This window comes from Sporosarcina jiandibaonis (assembly GCF_013184495.1).
Lineage (GTDB): Bacteria > Bacillota > Bacilli > Bacillales_A > Planococcaceae > Sporosarcina > Sporosarcina jiandibaonis.
This window is the reverse complement of sequence record NZ_JAAOIY010000001.1, coordinates 763,533-775,647: the sequence shown is the minus strand read 5'-3', so window position 1 is coordinate 775,647 and position 12,115 is coordinate 763,533. Positions and strand designations below refer to the sequence as shown.

Annotated in this window: 16 protein-coding genes; 12 read left to right on the top strand and 4 right to left on the bottom strand. The window is 39.0% G+C overall.

The genetic code is table 11. The annotated features are described in order from the left end of the window. Nucleotides 1-163 precede the first annotated feature (163 nt). Entirely contained in the window at nucleotides 164-826 is a 663-nt protein-coding gene (locus G8782_RS04095; RefSeq protein ID WP_281357885.1) for a YczE/YyaS/YitT family protein, read from the bottom strand. A gap of 322 nt (nucleotides 827-1,148) precedes the next feature. On the opposite strand from G8782_RS04095, the gene cysK reads away from it, so the two are divergent. From cysK to G8782_RS04080, 3 genes are all read left to right on the top strand, one after another. Beyond that, nucleotides 1,149-2,078, top strand: a complete 930-nt coding sequence (cysK, locus tag G8782_RS04090) for a cysteine synthase A (RefSeq protein ID WP_172369620.1) — start codon at nucleotides 1,149-1,151, stop codon at nucleotides 2,076-2,078. 212 nt (nucleotides 2,079-2,290) lie between these two features. Then, nucleotides 2,291-3,133, top strand: coding sequence for an ATP-binding cassette domain-containing protein (locus tag G8782_RS04085; RefSeq protein WP_172369619.1), 843 nt, complete (start codon nucleotides 2,291-2,293; stop codon nucleotides 3,131-3,133). After that, nucleotides 3,066-3,800, top strand: coding sequence for an ABC transporter permease (locus G8782_RS04080; protein ID WP_172369618.1), 735 nt, complete (start codon nucleotides 3,066-3,068; stop codon nucleotides 3,798-3,800). The genes G8782_RS04085 and G8782_RS04080 overlap by 68 nt, the downstream gene beginning before the upstream one ends. A 40-nt stretch (nucleotides 3,801-3,840) precedes the next feature. On the opposite strand, the gene G8782_RS04075 is transcribed toward G8782_RS04080, so the two are convergent. The 3 genes from G8782_RS04075 to G8782_RS04065 form a co-directional block, all read right to left on the bottom strand. Continuing rightward, on the bottom strand, nucleotides 3,841-5,043 hold the full coding sequence (locus G8782_RS04075) for a tyrosine-type recombinase/integrase (protein WP_172369617.1): 1,203 nt from the start codon (nucleotides 5,041-5,043) through the stop codon (nucleotides 3,841-3,843). A gap of 32 nt (nucleotides 5,044-5,075) precedes the next feature. Further along, nucleotides 5,076-5,579 (bottom strand): ImmA/IrrE family metallo-endopeptidase, encoded by a 504-nt coding sequence (locus G8782_RS04070; protein WP_343034944.1) that lies wholly within the window; start codon nucleotides 5,577-5,579, stop codon nucleotides 5,076-5,078. Nucleotides 5,580-5,958: 379 nt separating this feature from the next. Next, nucleotides 5,959-6,324: a helix-turn-helix domain-containing protein gene (locus tag G8782_RS04065; RefSeq protein ID WP_172369616.1), complete on the bottom strand. Its 366-nt coding sequence runs from the start codon at nucleotides 6,322-6,324 to the stop codon at nucleotides 5,959-5,961. A gap of 156 nt (nucleotides 6,325-6,480) precedes the next feature. Between G8782_RS04065 and G8782_RS04060 the strand changes: the two genes are divergently transcribed. From G8782_RS04060 to G8782_RS04020, 9 genes are all read left to right on the top strand, one after another. Then, nucleotides 6,481-6,729 (top strand): helix-turn-helix domain-containing protein, encoded by a 249-nt coding sequence (locus G8782_RS04060; protein ID WP_246231539.1) that lies wholly within the window; start codon nucleotides 6,481-6,483, stop codon nucleotides 6,727-6,729. 200 nt (nucleotides 6,730-6,929) lie between these two features. Next, nucleotides 6,930-7,226, top strand: coding sequence for a DNA-binding protein (locus tag G8782_RS04055; RefSeq protein ID WP_172369614.1), 297 nt, complete (start codon nucleotides 6,930-6,932; stop codon nucleotides 7,224-7,226). Between the two features lie 73 nt (nucleotides 7,227-7,299). Next, nucleotides 7,300-7,467 (top strand): hypothetical protein, encoded by a 168-nt coding sequence (locus G8782_RS04050; RefSeq protein ID WP_172369613.1) that lies wholly within the window; start codon nucleotides 7,300-7,302, stop codon nucleotides 7,465-7,467. Between the two features lie 254 nt (nucleotides 7,468-7,721). Further along, on the top strand, nucleotides 7,722-7,922 hold the full coding sequence (locus G8782_RS04045; protein WP_172369612.1) for a hypothetical protein: 201 nt from the start codon (nucleotides 7,722-7,724) through the stop codon (nucleotides 7,920-7,922). Nucleotides 7,923-8,015: 93 nt separating this feature from the next. Then, nucleotides 8,016-8,267: a hypothetical protein gene (locus G8782_RS04040; RefSeq protein WP_172369611.1), complete on the top strand. Its 252-nt coding sequence runs from the start codon at nucleotides 8,016-8,018 to the stop codon at nucleotides 8,265-8,267. After that, nucleotides 8,264-10,228, top strand: coding sequence for an AAA family ATPase (locus tag G8782_RS04035; protein WP_172369610.1), 1,965 nt, complete (start codon nucleotides 8,264-8,266; stop codon nucleotides 10,226-10,228). The genes G8782_RS04040 and G8782_RS04035 overlap by 4 nt, the downstream gene beginning before the upstream one ends. Then, nucleotides 10,225-10,518 (top strand): hypothetical protein, encoded by a 294-nt coding sequence (locus tag G8782_RS04030; protein ID WP_172369609.1) that lies wholly within the window; start codon nucleotides 10,225-10,227, stop codon nucleotides 10,516-10,518. Before G8782_RS04035 ends, G8782_RS04030 begins: the two co-directional genes overlap by 4 nt. Beyond that, nucleotides 10,515-11,420, top strand: a complete 906-nt coding sequence (locus G8782_RS04025) for a recombinase RecT (RefSeq protein ID WP_172369608.1) — start codon at nucleotides 10,515-10,517, stop codon at nucleotides 11,418-11,420. Before G8782_RS04030 ends, G8782_RS04025 begins: the two co-directional genes overlap by 4 nt. Beyond that, nucleotides 11,420-12,115, top strand: coding sequence for an MBL fold metallo-hydrolase (locus G8782_RS04020; protein ID WP_172369607.1), 696 nt, complete (start codon nucleotides 11,420-11,422; stop codon nucleotides 12,113-12,115). The genes G8782_RS04025 and G8782_RS04020 overlap by 1 nt, the downstream gene beginning before the upstream one ends.

The following is a 12,115-nucleotide window of genomic DNA, read 5'->3' as shown; positions in this document are numbered from 1 at the left end:
AAAGTGGAACTATGAGTAGGGAGTATGTTGTAGTGAATTGTGCATCACTTCGAATGATTCAAAAAGTTGCTTGTTAGTATTTTAACACGAAATAACTAACTTTTGTATATAAAAAAGTGTCTATTAAATCATAAGTATCAAGCCTATTAATGAATATGACGTATTAAGATTTCATTCGGAAAATCCATTGATGAAGGGGTTGTTCGTAATTTTTCATCATCCAGCCTAACATCTTTCCTATAAAGTATGCGGCAGCTAACGTTCCAATTCCGATTGAGCCTAATGATTGGATGAAAATTAAACAAACAGCACCAGCCACACCAACGTTGATTAAATCACTTGTGATTTTTGCTCTGCTAAATTTCAGCTTAAAATGTTCGCTAATTATATACGTTAGTGCATCGTAGGGCATTAATGGAAGTTTTGCTGTAAAATAATTGAATAAACCAATGGATACGATAAATAAACTTAAGATTAAAAAGATGTATCGAATGATGAGCGTTTCAGGTGCGGGGAATAGTTGTACAATAAATAATGTAGCATCCATGAAGAATCCGAATAAAAATGCGATTATTAGTTGCACCAGAAATTCTCTAATGTTGATCTGTTTACGGATAATTGCTTGGCAAATAATAAATAAAATATTTGCAAGCACCGTTGTTATCCCGATTGATAATCCCGCTGTTAATGTAAATGCATAGGCGAGTGAAGATACCGGTGATACGCCGAGCCCTGCTTGAATCGAGAAACTAACGCCAAGAGAGAGAACAAATAAGCCGATTATATAAACAAATAGGCGTTTCATCGTTACAGTCATTTGATTCATAAGATCCTTCGCTTTCTAATATAAATTTTATTGTAAAATCCATAACATCGAATTTGAAAAAAAAATAAAAATATAAAATAAAGGTTTACTCATCTCTCTTACTAATTATTTGCAAGAGAGATGCTTTTATCCACAAAATTAAAGATGATGCCAAATATCGTCATCATACTGTCTTGTTTCTGTCACTACATTTTTCAAACTAATCCTATATATGATTTTCTAACTCTAAAGTCTAGTAAAATAATAGGAATAATATAGATTGGTCTGGTATGATAGAAATTATCAGTGAATGGACAATAGAAGAGTTGGGAGGATGAGTTATATGCAAGTTGTAAACAATATCGCGGAACTAATCGGGGAGACACCCCTCGTGAGGTTAAACACGCTTCCAGATACAAAAGGAGCTGCTGTCTATGTGAAGCTCGAATATTTTAATCCGAGCCGAAGTGTGAAAGACCGGGCCGCCTATAATATGATTGTGGAAGCAGAGAAAAGCGGAGAGTTGAGGGAAGGTGCAACAATCATAGAACCTACGTCTGGAAACACAGGGATTGGACTTGCGATGAATGCCGCCGCCAGAGGCTACAGATCGATTTTAGTCATGCCTGATAATGCAACGAGTGAACGCATTAATTTAATGAAAGCTTATGGCGCGGAGGTTGTTTTAACCCCGAGTGAAGAAAGAATGCCCGGTGCTATCGCCAAAGCGAATGAATTAGCTGAGCATATTGAAAATAGTTTTATACCGATGCAATTTGAAAACGCGGCGAATCCAGATATACATCGGACGACGACGGCAATTGAAATTATTGAAGCCATGCAATCAATTGGAAAAACGCTGACTGCGTTTGTTTGTACGTCGGGTACGGGTGGAACGGTAACTGGGACTGGAGAGAGACTTAAAGAATACGACGAAAAAATCACGGTCCATGTGGTGGAGCCTGCGGGATCGCCTGTCTTATCAGGTGGGAAACCAGGAAAGCATAAGCTTGTCGGAACAAGCCCAGGATTCGTTCCACCGATTTTGAATACGAATATCTACGACGAAATTTTTAAAATCAAAGATGAGGAAGCTTATGATATCGTAAGAAGAATTGCCGCGAATGAAGGTATTCTCATCGGGCCTTCGGGAGGGGCGTCCGTGTATGCAGCTTTAGAAGTTGCCAAACGTTTAACTCCTAGAGATACAGTCGTTTGTATTGCTCCCGATTCCGGAGAGCGTTACTTATCAAGCGATTTGTTTCAATCGTAAAAAACATTCAACCTTCTGCTTATGAAAAATAGGTAGAAGGTTTTTTATTTGAGAAAGGTAACATACATAACATAAGTTTTGTTAAGCTTTGATACAACTAATTTAATACTTTCAGAAAATAGTTGACAAAGCATATAAATATAGTAGATTATGTACTAACACATAAATTCGTATTGAATTAGTAGGGATTATCAATGAAGGGGGAAATCATAGTGTATTTAACGATCGATGGCATAGAAAAAAGTTTTCCTCATCAAAAAAAGGGGCAAGTGAAGGTCCTTGATAATATCAATTTAGAAGTAGAAAAAGGACAGTTTGTTTCAATTGTTGGTCCTTCGGGATGCGGGAAATCGACATTGCTGTATTTGGTTGCCGGGTTGGAAAAAGCAGACAAAGGGGAAATTCGGATCGCTGGAAAAAAAGTGACTGGAGCAGGGCCGGAGCGCGTTGTAGTATTTCAGGAAGACGGATTATTCCCATGGTTAACAGTCCTCGAAAACGTCACGTATGGGTTACTTTTAAAAGGCATGCCTAAAAAGCTAGCAGAGAAAAAAGCATTGGACATGTTAAAAATGGTCCATTTAAGCAACTATACCAATGCCCATCCTCATCAGCTATCAGGAGGGATGAAACAACGTGTCTCTATCGCACGAGCACTCGTTATGGAACCGGATATTTTATTAATGGATGAACCATTCGCGGCATTGGATGAGCAAACGAGAATGGTGTTGCATAATGAGTTAATAGAAATTTGGAAAAAAACGCATGTGACGATATTATTCATTACGCATAACATTCGAGAAGCGGTTCTTTTATCTGAAAGAATTGTTGTATTTGAAACACGTCCCGGAAAAATAAAAGCGACTTTTTCTTCAAATACAATGAAAGATGGCATTATGCCGAACGATATAATGTTTCATTTGGAACAGAAAATATTAGTTTCATTACAAGATGAAATTGAGAAGGTGTTAAAGGAGGAAATGGGGGATGACTACATTTTTAAGACGGGTTCTCTTCATCGGGATTCTAGCGGTGATTTGGGAAGTCACATCTAGGTTTTCTAGTTTACCTGATTTTATGTTTCCAAGTCTTACCCAAGTTCTGAAGACTCTTTTCACTGGTATCGTAAATGGGCAAATTACGATTGCAATTGTTAAAAGCATGAGTCGCCTACTTATTGGATTCTCAGTTGCAATACTAATTGGACTTACTTTAGGTTATCTCATCTGGCGTTTTAAGTTGGTGGAAGACACGCTTGGATTTCTTGTCACTGCTTTACAATCAATCCCGAGCATTGTCTGGTTTCCACTCGCGATTATTTGGTTTGGTTTAAATGATTTTTCAATTCTTTTCATCGTTACAATTGGCGCAACTTGGACAATGACGATTAGTGCGACGAGTGGCTTTAAAAATGTCCCGACACTTTATCAACGAGTGGCCAAAACATTAGGGTCAAACGGCTTGCATTTTTTACGAACTGTTATTTTACCAGCTTCTGTTCCTCAAATCATATCTGGATTACGAATCGCCTGGGCATTTTCATGGCGTGCGTTAATGGCGGGCGAATTGCTTGGCTCCGGAGGCGGACTTGGACACTTACTGGAAACGGGTAGATCACTTGGTCAAATGGATTTAGTCATATCAGTGATGATTATCATAGGCATCATTGGCACCATGATGTACCTCCGATGCGATAAAGGTTGTCGCATAGCGTTTAGTTAGACCGTTTCTTTAAATTTATTGTGAAAATATCACATTTCTATCACATAATTTTTGAATTAGCGTTCTTTAAGATGTTTCCGAAGTGTATTGACACTTTTTCGGTTGCATCTTTTTTCATTTTTTCTGTGACATGCGTATAGATCCGCATTGTGGTATCTGCATCGTCATGACCTACACGTTTCATAATAGTTGCCAAATCAACGCCAGCTTCTGCTAACATACTAATATGCGTATGTCTGAAGATGTGCGGAGTCGCATGTTTTGTAATTGTTGTTTTTTTCAAGATTCGCGCCATTCTTGTTTGTAGATTTTTCTGAATAAATGGATACCCGTTCGCTCGACAAAATACGAAATTTGCATTGTGGCGATTCTGATTGTCTTTAGCTGTCCGCAAAAACATCTTGGCTTGCTCTCTTTTATGAACCTTCAACAACTCCATGATTTCTTCATCCACCTCGAATGTCCGAATCGATGCTGGCGTTTTTGGCGGCGTTATTTCATATTCCTTCATGTTCGAATTCGGGTTATACAAAGTTTTTGTGATTCTGATTTCATTTTTCTCGAAATTTATATCAGTCCACTTTAAAGCGCACAATTCTCCGGACCTCATGCCAGAAAATGCGAGTAAGTAAAATCTTTCGACATCGTATTCCATTCCGTGCTTTACTGTAACAGACAAGAATTCTTCTAACTCATTATATTCCAAATATTCATCGTCGATTGTAGTGTTTTCTATTTCCTCGACCGTTAAAAGTTTCTTTGGTATTACTGCTCCAGCCGCTGGATTAAACTTTATCAGCTTTTCTTTGATAGCGTATTTGTAAATCATCCCCGCAGTGGTATGTACACCTTCGATTGTTGATTTTGCATAACCTTTGTCATCTAAATCATTCAGTATTTTTTGGTGCATATTTGGTGTAACATCTGCTATATTGATTTTGGATATATAGCGCAACAGTACCTTTATTTCTTTTTCGCGAATTCGCACCGTACCTTTTTTTCTTTTTCCGCGCCTGTAAACAGATAACCATTGCCATGCGGTTTTTTCAAAAGTCATTTTTTTAACTTTCTTGCCGTCAATCCCGTATTCTTTTTGTCTATTGATTTCTTCTGTTACTCGTGTTTTGGCTATGCTTTGCGTACGTCCACGTCTTCTAATTTGATTGCGTTTATTTGTGACAGGATCCCTTGGGCCATCCGCAACGCATTCCCAAGATCCGTTTTTTAATTGCTTACAAATCATTGCCTATTCCCCCAATCTACCAATCTACTTACTCAACATATATCTAGTAATTGGTCAACTCCTTGATGTAATAAATGAAACTGTCGTTTTTTTAACCACTTGTCCAATCTGATTTCCGCAAATCTCAATTCAACGCAAAACGTCTCTGCGATTACTTTAGATGCTTCTTTTTTGTGCCAGGGCATGATGTTTCGTCTATACATACAGTCCAACATGAATGTAGGTACGCAAAAGTGCAGCGCAAAGTTGATCGCTTGCCACTCCTGCAGGTCCTTGAACATGTTGGGCATATCAGATTGATTGCCAGCGTGATACATGATGTGACATAACTCATGAGCATAATCTTGCCATTGCTCTTCTTTAGTCGCGTTTCTATTTAAAAAAATAATGTGAATTCCGTCCTTGTGGATAGCTTCACTCGTAAACTCCCAATAGTATACGGGTATGCCGATTTTACTTATCATATTGCCAATTGTTAAACATGGTGGATCAAACACGCCAATACGATGCAACAGCAATTCAACTCGTCTTTCCACTTTAACTCCTCCTAAACAAGAACAAATGTTCTGTCGTAAATTAAAAGAAAAGCCCCCAAAAGGGCAGTGGCGACCAAGTAAGCGTTCACCTAATATTTATATTTTTAATTTTAGGTTCTTCATCATTTTTTCACGACTTCAAAATCCGACTAGTTATTTGTCATTACTATCTTCGAAGGTGATGTTGTAAAGGTATTTTAAACGCCTAATTAGTCTCCTTCATCCTAGGTGATAACATCCTTGTAGCTGATAACTATGTTGTTACCCATTAATCCTTTTAAGTATTCTTGATATTCCTTAAAAGTAGAGTAGCCGCGTTTATTATCTTCCCTTATACATCTTTGGTAAACCCTTCCATTTCAGATCCGTATGTAGTAGCCTATTTTTTCTCTTCTTTTTCAAGAGCATCCCATATACGGCGTAGACGCTGCAAGTTTTCTTCATCCGACTTCGGCAAATCCTTGTACCAACGTTCCAAATCTGGATCATCGATAAGTTGTCGAAACTCTTCTTCATCTTCAGTAATGTTGGGATTGTCAGTGACACCAAGCAAGTAATCTGTAGACACATTAAAGTACCTAGCTATTTTTGGTATCAATAATAGGTCGGGTTGCACCCTATCAGTTTCGTAGTGCGAATAACTCGCCCTCGACACGCCCAAATCCCGAGCAACTTTTTCTTGGCTCATTGCACCCCTAAGCATCTTTAATCTTTTTCCGATGTACTTTTTTTCTTCTTGTACCATCAGCATGACCACCTCGATCAACTCCTATTATATTATATAATCGATAAGAAATGTATCAATGATAAAATCTTTTTCAAAATAATCCTTGACGATAACCTTATTATCATGTATGTTTTAGTTAGTGATAAAATACCTATCAAAAAGGCGGTGCAGAAATTGGAAAGAAAACTCGTGAAGCAACTTAGATTAAAACATAATTTAACTCAACAGCAGTTAGCTGAAAAGCTTGATTTATCAACAGTTTATGTACGTAAAATAGAAAAAGGAGTCGTTAACGCGGGACTCCCAACGATGATTAAGTATGAAAATTTATTCGGAGTTAATATGAGAACGTTGTTTCCGGATATTTTTTTTGAAGCTAATGATAACGAATTTATCAAAAAGAAAAAGACATCTTCATCTTAATCATACTTGATAAAATCCTTATATTCCATGGCAATAAATTCATGTTTTAACAAATAAATCACACTCATCGATCAGTATTCGAACAGAGCGGAGTCGGCCACGACGGATAAATTGCAATCCGGAGCCACGCCAATAGGTAACGCCATGACGTTCGAGTTTTGATTGATGGGTGTGAAAATACATATTAGGGAGGGAGACATATGTTCAACGTTCAGTTTGATGCAGAACAATTAAGAGAAATTATTCGTGAAGAGGTTAGGGGTGCGTTAACGGAGTCGATCAAAACACGAGAATTACCGCCATTACTAACAAGGAAAGAAATGATGGACTTATTACGAATCAAGCCAACAAAGGCAGCAGAACTTTTGGGTAGACCAGATTTTCCCGTGTTTCGCGAAGCAGGAGTGTTAATTCCTACGGACAAGTTATTCCAGTGGATTGATAAACACACGTACTGGGTTGAGGAAAATACCGATTTCTTTAAATCTGTTAGTTAACTATATGGCTAGTCCTATTGAAATATTACTAATTAGGTAGATTTGGCACAAAATGCGAAGGAGTGAAAAGTGGATGGACAAAGTTAAGGAGAAAGCATTGCATATTTACCGTGCGGGAGAAGGTTCGGTCATAAACGATGATGTTGATGCTGTTTTAGAAGAACTGAATGATAAGTTAGGAGGTTACTGGGGAGCAGGAATAAGCAATGATGAAATAACGTGGATAGAGAAAATAGTGTGACGCAGTACGAACAAAATGCGATACGGAGCTTTGGCTCCTATCAAGGAGCGCCGGGGAATGCCTTCTTTTCCCCCAATCGACGGTAAATACTACTCTGTTCCCGGCGTTCCTTGATGGGATTCAACCATCCAAAACAAGAAAGGATGTGTAGGTATGACTGAATGGGGCTTGATGTTTTTCTACGTATTGATTATTGGGTTACCACTAGCTTTTAATCTTGGCGTTATGTGGGCGCGAACAGGGAGGGTTAAAAATTGAAATATCATTGGGAAATACAACCGTCGGAAGAAACTGATCCTCACTTCGTATTTACCGATACGGATAGCGTAGTCGATGCTGCTAAACAATTTGAAGAAACTTGGGGCGAAATCAGCGTTATGTACATTCGAAAAATTGCGGTAACTAAACAACTTGAATATGGAGAGGATTTCAGAAAGTCCTTAAACGAAAAATAAAACCCGCTGCGACAACAGCGAGTTTGGGGTCTGACTAATTCAATTGCTTATATTATAGCCCAGAACCCCTCAAATGACAAGGAGGAGAACATTTTGACTGAATTGGAATTGTACAAATTCACACAGGACAAAGAAATAGATTGGCGCGGCGACAGCTTGATGCTTTGGATTGACCCTAGTGACATACAAGATTTCGCCGAACTGATAGGCGATGGAATGTTTGATGACGGGGGATTGAAAGTAACTATGGTTCACGGAGGAACCTTATGCATCGACCTTGACGACGTTATTATGGACGACATTGAACTGGAAAACATATTACCCAAAGAGGAGGAACCATTTTGAAAGAACTAAAACTGATGAATTTAACACTTAAAAACTTTAAAGGTATCAAGAAATTTGAAGTAAATGCAGACGGATGGGACTCATTGATTTACGGAGACAATGGAACCGGGAAAACGACTTTATTCGATTCATTCGTTTGGCTCTTGTTCAACAAAGACAGCAACAACCGCGCAGATTTCGCCATTAAAACATTAAAGGATGGTAAAGAAATCAACAACTTAGAACATGAAGTTGAAGCACATTTCCGCATTGACGGACAACCTCTTGTATTGCGAAAAGTTTACAAGGAAAAATGGACGAAGAAACGCGGTGCTCCAATTGCCGAATTTACCGGGCATGTAACGGATCACTATATAGATGGTGTTCCAGTCAAAAAGAAAGAATACGAAGAGAAAGTCGATTCAATCGTAAAAGAAGAAGTGTTCAAATTACTCACTTCACCAACATTCTTTAATGAAAACCTTAAATGGCAAGACCGCAGAGCAACGCTACTGGAAGTGTGCGGCGACGTTGAAGAGGAAGATGTACTTGCATTCAACAACGAACTGAAAGACCTTCCAACGATTCTCAAGGGTCGCACGATTGAGGACCACAGAAAAGTCATTGCGGCACGTCGAGCGGAAATCAACAAAGAACTGAATATGATTCCAGTCCGAATTGATGAAATTAACAACTCAATGCCAAAAGAAGATATTGACGTTCCTTCTATAGAAGCAGAAGTTGCGACGATTGAAAAGCAATTGGATGAGCATGCAACACAAATCAACAATATCAAGAACGGATCCGCAATCACTGAAAAGCAGAATCAATTGAGACAAATTGAGATAGATCTGAAGGAGATTCAAAACGAGTTAGAAACAGAATCCATTGAAGCGGGTCACAAAGTCAACGCAAAAATTCAAGAAGAGCAGTCAAATATGGCTATTTTACAACGTAGAAAAGATGACGTGGTTCACCAGTCGGCTTTACTGGAAAAAGACATCAGTCGATTCGATGAAAAGCTAGTAGATTTGCGTGAGAAGTGGACGAAAGAAAATGAACGCATCTACACGCACGAACATGATTCGAACGGTGTATGCCCAACTTGTAATCAATCATTGCCAGTTGAAGAAATTGAAGTGGCAAAAGAAAAAGCCGTTGCGGCATTTAATCTAGCGAAAGCTACCGAATTGGAAAACATCAATGGTTACGGTAAAGCAATCGCAGAGGACAAGGCTAAATCAATTGAACTAATTGAGAAATTAAAGGCAACAGCAGAATCGTTACAACCCCAAATCGAAGAGAAAGAAATAGTTGTATCAAAGCTTACAGAAGAACTGAATGCGCTTAGAGAGGCGGTCAAAGATGCAAGACAGGACAAGCGCTACATCGATAAGGTTCACGAAAGACAAGAGCTTGATGCAAGCATTGCAACTATTAAAGAAAACGCACAGCAAGCCGTTTCTGACATCGAGAAGGTAGTTGCTGAACTACGTGCTAAACGCACTAATCTCAATGCACAAATCGCACAACAGGCACAAGTAACAGCATCGCTTAAACGTATTGGCGAACTCGAAGAACAACAGAAAGACTTAGCAACTGAATTTGAACAACTGGAACACCAACTCTATCTAACGGAACAATTCATCCAGTCGAAAGTGAAACTCCTAGAAGAACGGATCAACTCGAAATTCAAGTATGCGAGATTCAATCTTTTCAAAACCAACATTAATGGTGGCATCGAGGAAATTTGCGAAACAACGTATGACGGTGTTCCTTATTCAAGCGGATTGAACAATGCAGCACGCATAAACGTTGGAATCGACATTATTAACACGTTAACGGAACACTACGGCATCCGGGCTCCTATTTTCGTCGATAATGCCGAAGCGGTTACTAATCTAGCGGAAACAGATTCGCAGTTAATCAGTTTGATAGTTTCCGATCCGGACAAGCAATTGAGAGTGGAGGTGCAAGCATGAGCCATTCGAAAGGTCAATGGTCTGTAGGGAAAGCGGGTTCGGTGGTTACTACTGAACCTGTAATCATACAAAGTAGAGAATCCGGTCACAACGACGTGGAATATTACGGTGGATATCTAATAGCTGAAAGTATTTTCACTATTGGGGATGCGAATTTGATAGCAGCGGCACCAGAAATGTTGGAAGCGCTCGAAGAAGTTTTGAAGTATCACAACGATGAAATTCACGATATTAATTTGTGGCAGAAAGTCGAATTAGCGATCAAGAAAGCGAGAGGAGAAAATAAATGACTAATCAAAATCAAGTAGCAATCATTCAGAAAGACATTACGGATGCAGTAAATCAAAACATCGAAAGGTTGCAATCGGAAGGGCTATCACTTCCTCCGAACTACAGCCACAGTAACGCCTTAAAGAGCGCCTTTTTCAAACTACAGGAAACAGTGGATCGAAGTGGTAAACCTGCACTGGAAGTGTGTACGAAGGAATCGGTTGCCAATGCCCTACTAGACATGGTTGTGCAAGGTTTAAGCCCGGCAAAAACGCAGTGTTACTTCGTTGTTTACGGAAACAAGTTGCAGTTGCTCCGTTCCTATTTCGGTACACAAGCCGTCTTAAAGCGACTAACCAACGTGAAGGATATTTGGGCAAACGTAATTTACCAAGATGATGAATTCGAATATGAAAACGATCGAGGTCGTGAAAAATTAGTCAGTCACAAGTCAGCTTTTGAAAATCGAGATAAAGACATTATTGGAGCATACGCAGTCATCCAAACAGCCGAGGATGAAGAAATTCTAACCTTAATGACTCGAAAAGAAATCAATACTTCCTGGGGCCAATCTAAGACCCAGCAATCAGTACACAAGAAATTCCCGCAAGAAATGGCTAAACGTACAGTGATTAATCGAGCAGCCAAAGCGTTTATCAATACAAGCGATGATAGTGACCTACTGATTGAAGCAATTAACAATTCAACTGAAAACGAATATGACAACGAACGAAAAGAAATCAATCCTGAACATGAAATCAAAGAAAAAGCGAATACTGAAGTACTTGATTTCGCACCAGAACCAGAAGAAAAACCTAAAGAATACGTTAACCAAAACACAGGCGAGATTATCGACAACTTCGAAGCGGAGCAGAAGAGAGAACCAGAACCTACAACACCATCAAACGGACCTGCTTTCTAATGATTATCAAAACTTTAGCAACAGGAAGCTCCGGCAATTGTTACATGATTGACGACGGAAAAACCCAGCTCTTAATCGAGTTGGGGATCCGTTTCAATGATATCCAACGAGCATTGAATTTCAAAACCTCAAGTATTGAAGGCGCTTTAGTTTCACACAGTCACAAGGACCATTGTAAAGGTGTTTCTAGTGCATTAAAAGCATCTATGAACGTTTACATGTCCAAGGCAACAGTGAACGAAATAGGCATAAAACACAACCGTATCAAGCTATTCGAAAACAAGAACCAGTTCAGAGTTGGGAGTTTTGCAATCCTTCCATTTGATGTAAAGCATGACGTAGAAAATCATGGTTTTCTCATCCAGAGCGACAACGGCAGCAGGTTACTTTTTGCGACTGATACATATTACGTGCGCTATAAGTTTCCCGCGCTAAATTACATCATGATTGAGTGTAACTATTCGGAAGCTATTCTTGATGAAAATATTCAATTCGGCTATACACACGAATTTTTAGGTAATCGCATTAAATCATCACACTTTTCCCTAGAAAACGTGCTCGAATTTTTAAAAGCTAACGATCTTTCAAAGGTACAAGAAATACATTTATTGCATTTGTCGGATAGTAATTCCGATGAAGAACTATTTAAAAGAGAGGTACAGGCAGCAACAGGAAAGCTTGTTTTTGTACCTTAG